Source organism: Streptomyces sp. 135 (assembly GCF_020026305.1).
GTDB lineage: Bacteria > Actinomycetota > Actinomycetes > Streptomycetales > Streptomycetaceae > Streptomyces.
Map to the genome: position 1 here is coordinate 8,489,498 of NZ_CP075691.1, position 15,101 is coordinate 8,504,598.

Sequence of the window (15,101 nt, forward strand, 5' to 3'; positions counted from 1 at the left end):
CCCACAACAGCGAGCGGCCCTAGGCGCAGTACCGCCTCGTCGCCGAGGCCCAGCGGATGGCGTCCGGCAGCCAGGACGCGTACGTCGGGGGCCTCTTCCAGGAGTGCTCGCACCAGGCGTACGCACTCGCACCGGACGGGATCGAAGTCGTCCAGCACCAGCAGCATCCGCCGGGACCGCAAGCGCGCCGCGACGTCAGCCACTCCGACGGCGATCCCGCCACTCGCGGCGTCCATGCCCGGCCCCACCTCCCCGTCCAGCGCCTCGGCCACGGTCTGCGCGACCCTCCGCCTGCGCGCCGGAGCGCCGTCCCACCACCGCACCCGCACGACGCCGTCCGGCAGCGAACCTCCCACCGCGGCGGCCGCGTGCTCGGCGAGGAGGCTCTTGCCGATCCCCGCGCCGCCGACCACCGTGACGAGCCTGCCCTGGGCGAGGAGCCGACGAAGCGCCGCCAACTCCTCGGTCCGTCCGACCAGTCCGCCCCTGCCGGGCCCGCCCGCCCCCGCACCACCCGTACCTGGATCGCCCGCCCGCCTGCCGAACCGTTCCGGCTGGGCCGCGTCCTCCCCGTCGCCCCGTGTTCGCACGCCTCTCCATTCCTGCCCGCCTGCCCGCCCCGTGTCGCCATCGCCGTGCGGAACGCACTACGCAGAATCGTCACTGCACCGTTTTCGACAGAACTTCTAACTCCCCGCCCGTACGCGGAGTAGTGAAGCGCCGAGCCGAATCATGCGGGGCAGCGAACCGTCGTATCCCTGTACGGGTCCGGTCCGGCGCATGACTCCGGTACGACGTGTGCGCGCCGCCAGTCAGGTGGATCACGCCCGGCTGCGTCCTGCCAGGCGTGACCGACGCAACTCCCGTCTCCGCCCCCGCCGTGAAGAACCCCGCCCCCGCCGCCGAACCCGAGCGGCTCCCGGCCGGGGAGACCTGGCGCGCCCTGTACCGCCACTTCCGTCCGCACCGCGCCGCCGTGGCGTTCGGTGCGTTCCTCACGCTGATCGGTGCGGCGTCCGGCCTCGCGCAGCCGCTCGCGGCCAAGGCGCTCGTGGACCGGCTCGGCGCCGACGACTCGATCACCGGCATCCTCGTGCTCCTCACCGCCCTCGTGATCCTCGGCACCGCGATCGAGTCGGTCGGCGCGTACGTCCTGGAACGCACCGCCGAGTCCGTGGTGCTCGCCGCCCGGCGCACGCTGATCGGGCGGCTGCTGCGGTTGCGCCTCCCGGAGGTGGAGCGGACCCAGCCCGGCGACCTGATGTCCCGGGTCACCTCGGACACCACGCTGTTGCGGGCCGTGACCACTCAGTCCGTGGTGTCCGCCGCGTCCGGCGGCCTGACCTTCATCGCGACGATCGTGCTGATGGCGCTGATGGACCCCGTGCTGCTGTGCGTCACCCTCGGCGTGATCGTGCTGATCGGCGGCGCGGCTTCCCTCGCCATGCCGAAGATCGCGCAGGCGACACGGCGCGCCCAGGAGGCGGTGGGCACCATCTCGACCGCGCTTGAACGGGCGTTCGGGGCTTTCCGTACGGTCAAGGCCTCCGGTGCCGAGCGGCGGGAGACCGAGGCCGTGCAGGAGGCCGCGCTGGAGGCGTGGCGGCATGGCGTACGGGCGGCGAAGTGGCAGTCGGTGGCGTGGAGTTCGGTCGGCCTCTCCGTGCAGGTGTCGTTCCTCGCCGTACTCGGGATCGGCGGCGCGCGGGTCGCGTCCGGGGCGATATCCATCTCGACGCTGGTGGCGTTCCTGCTCTTTCTCTTCTACCTGATCGACCCGGTGTCGCGGTTGGTCGAGGCGGCCTCGCAGTACCAGGTGGGCTCGGCGGCGATCGCACGGATCGTGCAGGCGGAGCGACTCGAAACGGAAGAGCTCGGAACAGGAGAGTTCGGAAGAGAAGGGCTCGGAACGGAAGCGGCGGTCCCGGCCGGCGCCGGTCCCGCTTCGGTGGCCTTCGAGGACGTGACCTTCCGCTACCGCGACGACCTCCCCTACGTCCATCACGGGGTGAGCTTCGACGTGCCGGGCCCCGGCATGACCGCCTTCGTCGGCCCGTCCGGCGCCGGCAAGACGACCGTGTTCGGCCTGATCGAACGGTTCTACGAGGCGACGGGCGGGCGGATCCTGGTCGACGGCAAGGACGTCAGTGAGTGGCCGCCGGCCGAGCTCCGGGCAGTCATCGGCTACGTGGAGCAGGACGCGCCCGTCCTCGCGGGCACCGTCCGCGAGAACCTCCTCTTCGCCGCGCCCGACGCCACCGACGCCGAGGTCCGCGAGGTCCTCGTACGCGCCCGCCTCGACGGCGTCGTCGAACGGCTGCCCGAGGGGCTGGAGACGGTGGTCGGCCACCGGGGCTCCAAGCTGTCCGGTGGGGAGCGGCAGCGCGTGGCCATCGCCAGGGCGCTGCTCAGGAAGCCCCGCCTGCTCCTGCTCGACGAGGCGACCTCGCAACTGGACGCGGTCAACGAACTGGCGCTGCGGGACGTCGTCACGGAGGTGTCCCGCGAGGTGACGGTCCTGGTGGTGGCCCACCGCCTGTCCACGGTGATGCTGGCGGACCGGATCGTGGTGATGGACGCGGGGAAGGTACGGGCGGTGGGGACGCACGCCGAACTGGTGGCGGCGGACCCGCTGTACGGAGAGTTGGCGGCGACCCAGTTCCTGACGGCGTCGGAGTCGGAGTCGGCCTCGGAGTCGGTCTCGGCACCGGAGTCAGCCCCGGCCTCGGCGTGAGCGGCCACGGCGAATTCCCGGGCGAACCGGGTGCGTTCCCCGGCGACCGGAGCGCCCATCCGTCCGTCTTGATCACTCCCTGGTTCGTGCCCACCACGGTGCGGTCCGTGGTCTACCGTGGCGGCATGACGCGTCCGAACCCCCGTGCGGTGTACGACGGCTATGTCACACGGATCGCCGACCAGACCGCCCAGTTGGTCGCGGCCCTCGACGGCGCCGACGCCGCCGCGCCCGTGCCGGGCTGCCCCGGATGGACCCTCGCCCACCTGCTGCGTCACGTCGGCGGCGCGCACGGCTGGGCCGAGACCGTCGTGCGGACACGGGCCACCGGGCCCGTCCCCGACCATGGCGTCGCCGACGTCACGCCCGGCGCGGACGACGACGTCGCCACACTGGCCGCCCGGCTCACGGACAGCACCGCCCGGCTCGTGGAGACGCTGCGCGAGGCGGGCCCGGACGTCACGGTGTGGACGCCGGCCCCGGGCGGCACGCCGCTGTTCTGGGCGCGGCGCATGACGTACGAGACGGTCGTGCACCGCTTCGACGCGACCGCCGCGGTCGGCGGGGCCTACACCCTGGACGTCGATGTCGCCCTCGACGGCCTCGACGAGTGGCTGGAGTTCAGCACGCTGCCGCAGGCCTACCCGTCGCAGGCCGAGTACCGGGCGCTGCTCGGCCCCGGCCGCAGCCTTCACTTCCACGCCACCGATGCGCCGGAAGGCGCGGGGGAGTGGTTCATCGACCTGGCCGAGACGCCCGTCACCGTGAGCCACATCCACAAGAAGGCGGGCACGGCCGTGCGCGGCCCTCTCACCGACCTCCTGCTCCTCCTCTACCAGCGCCGCTCCCCGACTGCCGCCGACGGCATCGAAGTCCTGGGCGACGAGGGGCTCTTCGCCGCCTGGCTGGACGGGGCGGGCCATTGGCTGCGGAGGTGAGGCGCGGAGGCGGCGGCTGGACAGGTGAACGCGTACGCCTGCGGGGCATCGAGCCCGATGACTGGGGCGCGTTCCAGCGCTTCGCCGCGGAAGAGGCGCGATCGGGGGATCTGCCGCGCCCGCCCGGCTCCGCCGAGGGCTACCGGGCCTGGGCGAAGGAACAGGCCGTGGCCGCGCGCGACGGCGACCACGTCCAGTTGGTGGTCGAAGCCGTCGAGACGGGGGAGGCGATCGGTGCCCTCGCCGTACATCACGCCGATCCGCAGGCAGGCCGGTTCGAGTACGGCGTCACGATCGGCGCCGATCACCGGGGCAGAGGCTACGCGGCGGAAGCCGTCGTGATGTTGCTGCGCTTCATGTTCGCCGAGCGGCGCTACAACAAGTGCGAGGCGCGCGTCTTCGCACACAACGAACCCTCGCTGACACTGCACCGTCGGCTCGGTTTCACCGAAGAAGGCCGCCTCCGTCAGCACGTGTTCCTCGATGGGCGATACCGCGATCTGATCGTGATGGGGCTCCTCGCCGACGAGTTCTATGACGGCAACGACTCCTCCAGGCGCGCCAGCTCACCCCGTGACGCCACCCCCAGCTTCGGATAGGCGTTGTACAGCCCACCGTGCGCGGGCTCAGGAACAGTTGCGCGCCGATCGACGTGGCCCACACCGGCAGCGCGCGGGCGAGGGCGCGGTGCGCGGCGAGTCGTTCACCGAGCGGTGCGCTCTGGTAGGCGGCCGAGCGGATCAGCGGATGACGGAACACCAGGCGGCCCTCCGCGACCCGTACCAGGTCCTTGCGCTCGGCCGGATCCAGGTCGGTCACCGCGGCCCCAAGATCGGAAGCCGCCGACGCGATCACCGCGAGGTCGTCGGTGGCCTCCGCGGCCGCCACGAGCAGCACCGTGCGGGTGGCGGGCGGCAACGCCGAGATGCGGTCGCTGAACGTCTGCTGCACGCGCGCGTGTCCGCTGACGCCGCGTCGTGGGCCAGTCCCTCCCGCTGCGCCACGGGAAACTCCCGCAACGCCAAGGGGTTGTCGGCCGCCTCGCCGAGGATCTGCGCGTGTGCGTGCTGCGGCAGATCGCCGGCGTGTTCGGCGAGCAGCTCCCGGGCGGCCGCGTCCGACGGCGCGCCCACCCGCAGTTCGTCGAGGCCCGGCGCGGGGAACGGCGGGGCGTACGTGTCCCGGGCGGCGAACAGCAGGACGACGCCCTCCGCGTCGAGGCGCCGCCCGGCGAAGAGCAGCGCCTCGGCCGACTCCCTGTCGAGCCAGTGCGCGTCGTCGACCACGCACAGCAGCGGCCGCTCCTCGGCGAGATCGGCCAGCAGCGTGAGGACGGCGAGCCCGGTCAGGAACCGGTCACCGCCGCCCGTCTCCACCGCCGCGTCGGTCAGCCCCAGCGCGCCCGCGAGCGCCCGCGCCTGCCGCTCGGGCAGCTCCGCCACACGGTCGGCCGCCCGGCCGAGCAGCAGGTGCGGCCCCGCGAAGGGCAGCTCGCTCTCCGACTCCGTCCCGGTGGCCCGCAACACCCGCAGCCCCTCGGCGCGGGCCGCGGTGACCGCGTGCGCCAGCAGCTCGGACTTGCCGATCCCGGCCTCGCCGCGCACGACGAGCGCCGCGCTGCGGCCCTGCCGTGCCCCCTGGATAACCCGGTCGTTGACGCCGAGTTCGTCTTCCCTCCCGTACAACCCCATGGACCAGACCCTACGTTCGAGCGGCGCGGGATCAGTCCACGGTGAGGACGACCTTGCCCCGCCCGTGCCCGGTGGCCACGAGACGGTGCGCGTCCGCCGCCCGCTCCAGCGGGAACGTCGCGCGCAGCCGCACGTCCACCGCACCCTTCTCGTACAGCGCGGTCAGCTCGGCCAGGCGCGCGGCGGACCGGGTGCCGCCCCAGTCCGGCAGGCCGAGGCGCGCCGCCTCCTCCGTGGCGACCATCGTCACCACGCGGTCACGGTCCTTGGCCACCGCCACGGCGGCGCGCAGCCCCTCCGCGCCGGCCGCGTCGAGCGCCGCGTCGACGCCGTCGGGCGCGACGGCACGGATCCGGTCCACGAGCCCCTCCCCGTACGTCACCGGGACCGCTCCGAGCGACCGGAGGTAGTCGTGGTTGCGCTCGCTCGCCGTGCCGATGACGGTCGTGGCGCCCCACGCCCGCGCCAACTGCACGGAGAACGTGCCGAGCGCACCGGCCGCCGCGCCGATCAGGACGGTGTCGCCGGGCTTCACACGCACCTGGGAGAGGGCCAGATGAGCACCCTGACCGTTGCCGGAGAAGCCACCGGCGACCGTCCACGGCATCGCGGCCGGCTTGTGCACCAGCTGCTCGGCGGGGACCGCGACGTACTGCGCGTACCCGCCGAGCAGGCCGTAGCCGAGCACCTCGTCACCGGGCGCGAAGTCGGGCACGCCCTCGCCGATCCGGTCCACGACCCCCGCGAACTCATTGCCGGGCACCAACGGGAACCCAGGCTCGACGCCCGGCGGCACCCAGCCCTCCCGCACCCCGAGGTCGAAGGGCTGCACCCCGGCGGCCCTGACGCGTATCCGCACCTCGCCCGGCCCCGGCTCGGGCACGGCGAGCTCGGTCGGCCGCAGCACCTCGGGCGGACCGTAGGCGGACAACGCGGCGGCGATCATCTTCATGGTGGCTCCTTTGTACGTCGCGACAGGGGACGCCCGGTGAGGCGGCGAGGTTGAGGGGGGAAGGGGTGGTCACGCCCTCACGGGATCAGGACGACCTTGCCGATCGTCGCGCGGCTCTCCAGCGCCCGGTGCGCCGCCGCCGCGTCCCGCAGGGGGAAGCGCGTCACCGCGGGCACAAGGCGCCCGGCCGCGGCCTCCGCGATGGCCCGGTCCTGCGCGGCCCGCAGCCCGCCGGGCACCTTCAGCAGCCGTGGCCCGAGCGCGACCGTCACCTGGAGCAACCGGTCGAACAGATCCTGCGCGCTCAGCTCGGTGACCGACCCGGCCGACCAGCCGAACAGCAGCAGCCGCCCGCCGAAACCGAGCAGTTCGAGGGCGTCCCGCCCCGCCCTGCCGCCCACCCCGTCGAGCGCCACCGTGACCTCACGCCCCCGCAGCGCGTCCCGCACCACCTCCGGCCACTTCGGATCGTCGTAGTCCACGGCCACGTCGGCGCCGAGGGCCCGCACCCGTTCCACCTTCTGTGCGCCGCCGGCCGCTCCCACCACCGTCGCGCCCGCGTTCCGCGCGGCCTGCACGAGGAGCGTCCCCACGCCGCCCGCCGCGGCCGTCACCAGCACCACGTCGTCCGCGGTGAACTCGGCCAGGTGCTCGATCGCCAGGGCGGTGCGCCCGGTGCCCACCATCGCGACGGCGGTGTCGAAGGCGACCTCGTCCGGCAGCGGATGCAGCGCCTCGACCTCGCGTACGGCGAACTCGGCGTACCCGGCGTTGACCAGCCCCAGATGCGCGGCGACCCGCTGCCCGAGCCAGGACTCCGCCACCCCTTCGCCGACCGCGTCGATCACGCCTGCGACCTCGCGCCCCACGATCAGCGGCAACTCCGGCAGCGGGAAGGGGAGTTGATCGGCGGCGCCCTTGCGCAGCGCCGTGTCAAGGAGATGGACCCCGGCGGCCCCGACGGCGATCCGTACCTGGCCGGGTCCCGGCACCGGCTCGGGCACCTCCTCGTACGCGAGGTTCTCGGCAGGCCCGAAGGTGTGCAGACGTACGGCATGCATGACGGTCAACTCCAGTATGGGGGAAGGGAAAAGTGGTGTGGGGAGAAGGCGTGGGTCAGGCCGCGTAGGGGCGGACGGTCTTGCCGTCGCGCAGGGTGTGGCCCCACCAGGCGAGCTGGTCGAGCATCGTCTTGGCGGCGGACTCCGGCCCCGTCGGGTCGGACAACCTGCCGGACTCGTCGAAGCAGCTCCACACGCCGTGGAAGCTGACGGTGTCGCGCACCGTCACCGCGTGCAGCTCCGCGAAGACCTGCCGCAGCTGTTCGACGGCGCGCAGGCCACCCGCCATCCCGCCGTAGCTGACGAAGCCCACCGGCTTCGCGCGCCACTCGGCGTAATGCCAGTCGATGGCGGTCTTCAGCGTCGCGGGGAAGCTGTGGTTGTACTCCGGCGTGACGACCACGAAGGCGTCGGCCGCGTCGAGCCGCGGTGTGATCCCGGCGACCTCCGGTCCGCGCTGGTCGGAGAGCCCGTCCGGCAGTCGCGCCTCGGCCAGGTCGATCACGTCCACGTCCAGGTCGTCGCGCCGGGAGACCAGCTCGGTGAACCAGCGGGCGACGGTGGGCGCGAAGCGGCCCTCACGGGTACTGGCGACGATGACGGCCACCTTCAGGCGCTCGCCGCGTCGGCTCTCACTGCCATGGCTCATGTCTGCGCTCATGTCCGCTCCTCGGTCGGTGGTGTGCTTTCCGGCACCGACGAAGCTACGGAGCCCGCCCCCGTCCGCGCCTCTGTCGCACGACCGGGTTCGCTACCTGCGCAGGGCCTAGGACGACCGGCGGAGTACACCCCGGTCATCCGACAGAGGCGGGCGCGGGCCCCGCTCCCTACCGTCGCCCCCATGACGAACGAAGCCGCAACGGACGCCCGCGACAAGCCGGTTGACGCACCTCGCTGGGGAGCCGTCTACGTGATGGCCCTGGCCATGCTGATGGTCACCCTGGAGATAAGTCTCTCGGCGGTCACCCTGCCGTCCATCGGCCGGGAACTCGACGTCGGCAGCGGAGCGGTGAAGTGGGTGGTCCTCGCCTACGCACTGCCCACCGCGGCGCTCGCCATCCCCGCCGGACGCTGGGTGGACCGTGCGGACACCCGGCGCGTCTTCCTCACGGCGGTCGCCGCCGTGGGGCTGACCAGTGTCCTCGCGGCGCTCGCGCCGACCTTCTGGGTCCTGCTGGCCGCCCGTGTCCTCCAGGGCGCGGCGGGTGCCATGGTCGTCGCCCTCTACATGCCGGTGGTCGCGGCGAGCGTCCCGGCGAAGCTGCGCGGCCGGGCTCTCGGCTACGTCGCCACGATCATGCCGATCGGCTCGATGGCCGGATCCGCGCTGGGCGGTTTCGTCGCCGACGCCCACGGCTGGCGGCCGGTGTTCCTCGTCAAGATCCCGGTGCTGCTGGTGGTGTGGTGGCTCGGCTCGTGGCTGCTGCCGCGAGGCCGCGGCGGACTGCCGGCGCCCGACCGGACGTTGCTCACCGACGTCCTGGTCCTCGGCGGCGCGGTCACCGCGCTTTTGCTCGCGTTCGACCGGGTCGAGAACGGTTCGGCGTACGTCGCGGGGGTGCTGGCCCTCGGTGCGGCCGGGCTCGCGGTGGTGTGGACGCGGCTGCGGTCGTCGAGGCCGATCGTCGCCCTCGTGAAGCGGCCCGCGTTCGGACTGCCGCTGCTCTCCTTGCAGTTGGCGGGCACCTTCGTCGGGCTCTCGCTCTTCCTGCTGCCGTTCTTCGTCGCCGACGTCCTGCACGCGGGCGCCGATCTGATGGGCCTCGCCATGATCTTCCTGGTGGGCGGGGTCGCCGCGGGCTCGTCGCTCAGCGGTCGCCTGACGGAACGGTACGCGCCGCATCTGCTCGCCGGGGCCGGCGGCGCCCTCACCCTCGCCGGGCTGCTCTCGACCCTGTCCCTCGACGCGCACTCGGGCCTCGTGGACCTGGCCTGGCGGCTCGCGCTCATCGGCTTCGGGCAGGGCGTGTTCGGCGCCCCCAACAACACGGCGATGCTGGCCGCCACCCCGGCGGGCATGATCGGCACGGGCGGCGGCGTGGCGGCGACGGTCCGCACCCTGGCGTTCACGGTGGGCCCGGCGGTCGCGTCCCTCGCGTACGGCCTCGGCGGGGGAGGGGCCCGGGGGTTCCGTACGGGAGTGGTCGTCCTCGCGGCCTTGCAGGTGGCCGGAGTGCTGGCGGTGGCGGCGGGCCGGGCGGCGTCCCGCCCAGCGGGGCCAAGGGGTTCGACGGACTCAACGGTCTCAACGGGCTCAGCGGCCCCCGCGGGCTCACCGGACGCAGCTGATTCGGCTCCCGGCGGCAGCCGACCGGCGCCTTCGGTGGAGCGCGCGGCGCGGGCCTGACGGGTGCATCGGTCCGGGGCGGGCTCGCGCGCCCCTCGCCGTGTACGCCGGTGCGCGCCCGGGCAGGAAGCACCGGACGGCCACGGCGGCACACGCAGGCGGCGGAACAGGCCACGGCAGGGGAGGGCCGCGCCGCGGCACCGGACCAGGAGGAGTCGGACACCATGGCACACCACACGGCCCAGGACTGGGAGTTCACCGACGACCGGGACCACCTGGTGAGGGCACCACGCCGCCCGGCCAGGCTGGTCGCCTACCTGCCGACGGCCGCCGCGCTGCACGACCACGGCATACGCCCCGCCGGCGTCTTCGGCTCCGCGCACGACGACCCCGCCCTACCGGATCCGGCCAAGTCGGGCAGCCTGCCGCTCGCCGACGTCACCTACTTCGGAGCGGGCTCCGCGCTCGACCTGGACGCGCTTCTCGCCGCGGCGCCCGACCTGGTCATCGCGCTCACCTACGGCGGCGGTCAGGTCTACGGCATCGATCCGGAGGCCGCCAAGCACCTGGAGGAGCGGGTCCCGCTCGCCGTGCTCGACGTAGGCCGCGGCCGTAGCCTCGCCGGGATCAGGGGCCGCCTCACCGCCCTCGCGCGCAGCCTCGGGGCACATGAGCAGGCTGACGCGGAGGCCGAACTCCTCGCTGCCGAGCGCCGGTTGAGCGACGTGGCGACCGGTGCCGTACGGCCGAGGGTGCTCGCCCTCTCGCCGGCGGGGCCCGACTCCGTCCACTTGGCGAGGCCCTACGCCTGGCCCGACCTCGCCGCGCTCACCGGACTCGGTGTCGGCCTCGTGGACCCCGAGTCCGGGCAGGGCGCCAACTGGTCCACGACCGGCTGGGCCGAGGCGGGCGCGCTGGAGCCCGACCTCGTGCTCACCGACGTACGGTCCAACGCGGCCCGGCTCGGCGACGCCCTCGGGACAGGCATCCGCACGCTGCCCTGGAACCCCGAACTGCCGCCCAGCGCACGGGAACACGCCCGCTTCTACGCCGCGCTCGCCGACGCGCTGGAGGACGTGCGCCCCTGAGGAAGTGTCCGACCCCAGAGTGGCCGCCGTGCCCGTGTTCGAGGAGTACGCCGAGCAGTTGCCTGACCAACTACCCCACGGAGTGGTGGCATTGGGCGTACGGCGACCGCTATTGGGCACTGCTGTCCGGGGCGGAGTCCGCGCCGTACGGACCCCGGGACGTGGAATCCAGGTAGCGGTGCAGACGGCCCGCGCCCTCCAGCATCGCCCGCGTCCGCGCGTTCAGCGTGGTCTCCCGCTGGGCCAGGGCCGCCCGGAGCGCCGCGACGCCGCCGCTGCGGCGCAGGTCGTCGAGGACCGGCCGGATCTGCGTGAAGAGGTAGTGGCTCTGCCGCAGCAGGTGCACCACGCGGGCGTCGCGCACATCGGCCGGCAGGTACGAGCGGTAGCGTGTGCCCGGATCGCGTGAGGGCGTGAGCAGCCCGGCCGACTCCCACACCCGCAGGGCGGAGGCACGCACGCCCAGATGGGCGGCCACCTCACCGATGCGCAGCCGCGAGCGCGGCAGGGCGGGGGCGCCGGGCCCCGCCTCGGCGACGGCCTCCAGGGCCCGACCGGTCGCCCGCAGGGAGCGCCGCTGCTCGTGCAGCGCGGCGTGCCCCGCGTCGATGAGCGCGAGCGCCTGCGGTACGTCCCCCTCGTGCACCGCCCGCATGACCGCCCGGGCGGTGCCGGGACCGTGTCCGCGGACCAGGGCCCGGTAGGTGAGCAGGGCCTGCCGGTGGCTGTCGTCGAACCTGCGGTACCCGGCGGGGGAGCGTGGCGCGGGCGGCAGGATCCCCGCGTCCGCGTAATTCCGGATCTGCTGCGTGGAGACCCCCGCCGCACGCGCCAGGTCGACCGGGCGCAGCCGCTCGGCCCCCGCTTGCCGCGCGGCGCCGCCTTCCTCACGCTCCGCGCCACCGGCCTCGCTCCGGATGCCGCCCGCCGTCTCCCGCGCAGGACCGGCCGGGGCGCCGCCGCTTGCTTCCTGACGGCTCATCAACGACCTTTCCGGTGGCGTTCCGCCACCCCGATGCGCAGGTTACCGGGGGAGTCGCGGTGTGCGGGGCGAGGGCCGCGTACAGCAGGGAACACTCGAACACCAGCCGTCTGGACGATCTTGACTTGAAGATCACTACTGGCCCGTAGGCGAGACCGGGCCAGGTTGATCCACATCCCCTGTGACCCTATAAGCTCCGTTGTAGCGCGGCGTGTTGACGCGATGGTGCTCCGCCGCACCCTGCCGTGTCGCCGCCCTGGGCGGCATTCCGTTTCCGGTTGTCTCCCGTTCGAGCGCGTTGGTTTGAGGATGCAGATGGAACTAGCCACTCCGCCACCGGCGGCGGCCCGAGAGTCCAAGGCCTGGCGCGCCTGATGGCTGTTGCCGCTCGGCTTAGGCGCGGGCACCTTCGCCACCGCGGTGGCCGGGCCCGACGAGGCCCGCATACCCGTGGTCCTGGTCGGACTCGGCATGAGCGCCGCCACCACTTTCTGTGTACGGCTCCTGCTGCGCTCGCGCGGTGAGCTGGGCCGGGCCGCCGAGCAGGTCAAGGCGGTACAGATGAACACGCAGCTGCGCACCTCCGGCCACGACACGGGCGACATGCTCTCGATGCTGATGCTGATGCTGATGCTGATGCTGATGCTGATGCTGATGCGGGCCGAGGACGAGGAGACCGGCGAGCCGCTGACGGGGCACCAGATCTGCTCGGAGATCCTCACGTTGGCAGTCGCGGGCACCGAGACCACGGCATCGGTCCTCTCCTGGATCCTCTACGAACTCGCCCGCAACCCCGAGGTCGACCAGCGCCTCCAGGCCGAACTGGACGAGGTGCTCGCGGACCGCCCGGTCACCTTCGAGGGCATCCCGAAGCTCCCCTACCTCCGCGACGTCATCACCGAGGCGCTGCGCCTGCACCACACCGGAGGCTCGTCACCCGGCGCACCCTCGCCCCGATCCGCCTCGGCGACCAGGAGATCCCGGCGGACACGGAATTGGCGTACTGCCAGCACGCCCTGCACCGCGACCCGGGCCTCTTCCCCGACCCGCTGCGCTTCGATCCAGAGCGTCCGCCCGGTGGCGAGGGCGACGGTGCGGCCCAGCACGCTGATGATGACGGCGGGCCACAGGCGGACCTGACACGCTCGGCTGCCGACGGGGGACTCATCCGTCCCGCTCGTCCGCTGCGCGGCGCGCGCGCAGCGTCCGTACCTTGTGGAGGTTGCCGCAGTGCTCCATCGAGCACCAGCGGCGGCGGCCGGGGCGGGAGGTGTCGACGTAGATCAGGTGACAGTTGTCGGACGCGCAGACGCGGACGCGGTGCGCGAACGGCCCCGTCAGCAGTTCGACGGCGTCCCGCGCGACGGTGGAGAGCAGCCCCGGCCCGTCGCAGTCCCGTGCCCAGCGGCGCTCACCGTCCGGTCCGACGGCGGGGACCAGCGGCGGACGGGCCGCCGCTTCGTTGACGGTGCCGAGGTCGGCCGGGGCGGCGCTCCCGCCCTCGGCCCGGGCCGTCGTCACCCGGAACAGCGCGTCCCGCAGCCGCCGCGCGTGCGCCACGTCAGCCGCGGACACCTCCAGGGCGGGTGTCGGCGTCAGCCGCGAGCGCCCGGCCCAGGCGGCCAGGTCCTCGGGGGCGTGCAGCGTCTCGTAGCGGCGGAACGCGCCGGGGCCTCCGGTGGTCAGCAGCTCCAGGCAGAGCGCACCCGGGTCGAAGCGGTACGTGGCGCCGCTGTGGGCGCGCATCAGGATGCCGGGGGCCGCGGGCGATGCCATGTAACTACCATAAGCGGTTACGTCGCCCGCGCCCCGCGCGGCTTACACTCCCCGGCATGGACGACACTCCCTGGGCACGGCTCGGCGCCGGAAAGTACCTGCTGGTCAGCAGTTACCGAAAGGACGGCACCCTCGTGCCGAGCCCCGTCTGGGTCGTCCCGGACGGCGACGCCCTCGGGATCTGGACCGCCGGGGACTCGTGGAAGGTGAAGCGCATCCGCCGGCGCGCGGACGTCATGGTCGGCCCGTGTGACCTGCGGGGCAATCCGACGGGCAAGCAGGTGCCCGCCACCGCCGAGATCTGCCCGCCCGAGGTCACCGCGGGCTACCGCCGCCTCATCGCCCGCAAGTACGGGGTGATCGGCTTCCTCACGCTGCTCGGCAGCAGGCTACGGCGCGGGCTGAAGGGCACGGTCGGCATCCGCATCACGCCCGCGCCGCCGCGCTGACGGCCGCCTCCGCGGCCCTCCTTCAGGAAGCGCTCGGTTCCCGCGGCGCGGTCGCCGCCTGGAGGGCCGAGATGCACGCGCCGATGGCCTGCTGGAGGTCTTCGAGGCGGCGCACCATGTCGTCCTCGTAGATGTCCTGGATGTCCTCGGCGTTCTGGATGTCGTCGAACGTCAGCTCCTCGAAGACCTTCGTCGCCTTCTGCAGGCTGCTGTAGAACTTCGCGCGCCGCTCCTGCACGCGCAGCGCCGGGTCGCTCTGGACGGTCTGCGCGACCAGGTCGCGCACCGTGTCGTACGCCTCACGCGCCCACTCGCCGGACTCCTCGCCGTCGTCCAGCTCGTCGATGAGGGACAGGTGCCGCTCGGCCTCCTCGCGCAGCTCTGCGGGGGCCTCGATCAGCTGGCCCGCGGGGGTCTTGACCTGGCCCTTCTCCACGATCTGGCGGACATAGCCGACGCGGTCGCCCGCCTTGGCCTCGGCGGCCACGGCCTTCTTGAGGTCGTCGGCGCGGACGATGTCGCGGACCAGCTCGGTGCGGAGCGCCGGGTCCTCCCCGAGGCGGTCCATCAGCGCCTTCCTCGCGGCCTCCGCGGTGCCGGGATCGGCGAGGATCGCGGCGCGCAGCGCGGTCGGGTTCTCCGCGACCTCCAGGGCCTTGGTCGGGCGGATGCCCTCGGCCTGGGCGGCCTCCGTGATGGCGTTGCCACGCGGGGTCAGGGCGCTGGAGCGGGAGGTGTAGTACGTCAGCCACACGTCGGCGTCGGGCAGCTCCACGTCCATGCCGGGAGCGAGCGCCTCGAAGTGCGGCACCATGCCGTCGTCGGCGGCCTTGTCCCACGCCTTGTAGTACCGCATGACGCGGTCGGCCGAGCAGCCCGCGAGCTCGGCGAACTCCTTGGCCGAGATCTTCGGCGTCTCACCCGCGCCCTGACCGCCCGGGCGCACGCTGCGGGCGACCCTCAGGCCGAAGGCCCAGCCGCCGGTGCGCGCGTAGGCTCCGAAGGCGCGGGCGTCCTCGGCCACCAGGCGCGCCGTGTCGACGGCCGGGGCCGGGTCGGCGGCCGGGCCCGCCTCGGAGGCGGCGGCCTCGGGAGCGGCGGTCTCGGACGGGGCGATGGCTGCGGTCACGGAAGCTCTCCTGG

Annotated in this window: 14 protein-coding genes and 1 pseudogene; 8 read left to right on the forward strand and 7 right to left on the reverse strand. The window is 73.5% G+C overall.

Annotated features, from left to right (window positions below; translation table 11 throughout):
• Window positions 1-56 precede the first annotated feature (56 nt).
• The 4 genes from KKZ08_RS37215 (at window position 57) to KKZ08_RS37230 (ending at window position 4,271) form a co-directional block, all read left to right on the forward strand.
• Window positions 57-713, forward strand: coding sequence for a hypothetical protein (locus KKZ08_RS37215; protein WP_223778636.1), 657 nt, complete (start codon window positions 57-59; stop codon window positions 711-713).
• Window positions 714-880: 167 nt separating this feature from the next.
• A complete protein-coding gene (locus KKZ08_RS37220; RefSeq protein ID WP_223779346.1) occupies window positions 881-2,734 on the forward strand; it encodes an ABC transporter ATP-binding protein in 1,854 nt (617 codons plus the stop codon).
• 125 nt (window positions 2,735-2,859) lie between these two features.
• The gene (locus tag KKZ08_RS37225; RefSeq protein ID WP_223778637.1) at window positions 2,860-3,672 is read left to right on the forward strand and encodes a maleylpyruvate isomerase family mycothiol-dependent enzyme; all 813 of its coding nucleotides are present in this window, start codon (window positions 2,860-2,862) and stop codon (window positions 3,670-3,672) included.
• A complete protein-coding gene (locus tag KKZ08_RS37230; RefSeq protein WP_223778638.1) occupies window positions 3,669-4,271 on the forward strand; it encodes a GNAT family protein in 603 nt (200 codons plus the stop codon). The genes KKZ08_RS37225 and KKZ08_RS37230 overlap by 4 nt, the downstream gene beginning before the upstream one ends.
• A 252-nt stretch (window positions 4,272-4,523) precedes the next feature.
• On the opposite strand, the gene KKZ08_RS37235 is transcribed toward KKZ08_RS37230, so the two are convergent.
• The 4 genes from KKZ08_RS37235 to KKZ08_RS37250 form a co-directional block, all read right to left on the reverse strand.
• Window positions 4,524-5,363 (reverse strand): ATP-binding protein, encoded by an 840-nt coding sequence (locus tag KKZ08_RS37235; protein ID WP_223778639.1) that lies wholly within the window; start codon window positions 5,361-5,363, stop codon window positions 4,524-4,526.
• A 31-nt stretch (window positions 5,364-5,394) separates the two neighbouring features.
• Window positions 5,395-6,315 (reverse strand): NADP-dependent oxidoreductase, encoded by a 921-nt coding sequence (locus tag KKZ08_RS37240; protein WP_223778640.1) that lies wholly within the window; start codon window positions 6,313-6,315, stop codon window positions 5,395-5,397.
• A 77-nt stretch (window positions 6,316-6,392) separates the two neighbouring features.
• A complete protein-coding gene (locus KKZ08_RS37245) occupies window positions 6,393-7,376 on the reverse strand; it encodes a zinc-binding dehydrogenase (RefSeq protein WP_223778641.1) in 984 nt (327 codons plus the stop codon).
• A 55-nt stretch (window positions 7,377-7,431) separates the two neighbouring features.
• Complete coding sequence (locus KKZ08_RS37250) at window positions 7,432-8,037, reverse strand: NAD(P)H-dependent oxidoreductase (RefSeq protein ID WP_223778642.1); 606 nt, start codon at window positions 8,035-8,037, stop codon at window positions 7,432-7,434.
• A gap of 180 nt (window positions 8,038-8,217) precedes the next feature.
• On the opposite strand from KKZ08_RS37250, the gene KKZ08_RS37255 reads away from it, so the two are divergent.
• Both KKZ08_RS37255 and KKZ08_RS37260 read left to right on the forward strand, forming a co-directional pair.
• Complete coding sequence (locus KKZ08_RS37255) at window positions 8,218-9,723, forward strand: MFS transporter (protein WP_223778643.1); 1,506 nt, start codon at window positions 8,218-8,220, stop codon at window positions 9,721-9,723.
• Window positions 9,724-9,887: 164 nt separating this feature from the next.
• Window positions 9,888-10,751 (forward strand): ABC transporter substrate-binding protein, encoded by an 864-nt coding sequence (locus tag KKZ08_RS37260; protein WP_223778644.1) that lies wholly within the window; start codon window positions 9,888-9,890, stop codon window positions 10,749-10,751.
• A gap of 109 nt (window positions 10,752-10,860) precedes the next feature.
• Here KKZ08_RS37260 and KKZ08_RS37270 read toward each other — a convergent pair whose 3' ends face one another.
• Window positions 10,861-11,733, reverse strand: coding sequence for a MerR family transcriptional regulator (locus KKZ08_RS37270; RefSeq protein ID WP_223778645.1), 873 nt, complete (start codon window positions 11,731-11,733; stop codon window positions 10,861-10,863).
• Between the two features lie 654 nt (window positions 11,734-12,387).
• Here KKZ08_RS37270 and KKZ08_RS38805 point away from each other — a divergent pair.
• Window positions 12,388-12,600 (forward strand): annotated as a pseudogene (locus tag KKZ08_RS38805) (cytochrome P450); the annotation flags it as partial.
• Window positions 12,601-12,897: 297 nt separating this feature from the next.
• On the opposite strand, the gene KKZ08_RS37280 reads toward KKZ08_RS38805, so the two are convergent.
• Window positions 12,898-13,509 (reverse strand): CGNR zinc finger domain-containing protein, encoded by a 612-nt coding sequence (locus KKZ08_RS37280; protein ID WP_223778646.1) that lies wholly within the window; start codon window positions 13,507-13,509, stop codon window positions 12,898-12,900.
• Window positions 13,510-13,565: 56 nt separating this feature from the next.
• Between KKZ08_RS37280 and KKZ08_RS37285 the strand changes: the two genes are divergently transcribed.
• Window positions 13,566-13,958 (forward strand): PPOX class F420-dependent oxidoreductase, encoded by a 393-nt coding sequence (locus KKZ08_RS37285; protein WP_223778647.1) that lies wholly within the window; start codon window positions 13,566-13,568, stop codon window positions 13,956-13,958.
• A gap of 22 nt (window positions 13,959-13,980) precedes the next feature.
• Here KKZ08_RS37285 and KKZ08_RS37290 read toward each other — a convergent pair whose 3' ends face one another.
• The gene (locus tag KKZ08_RS37290) at window positions 13,981-14,985 is read right to left on the reverse strand and encodes a hypothetical protein (protein ID WP_223779347.1); all 1,005 of its coding nucleotides are present in this window, start codon (window positions 14,983-14,985) and stop codon (window positions 13,981-13,983) included.
• Window positions 14,986-15,101 lie beyond the last annotated feature (116 nt).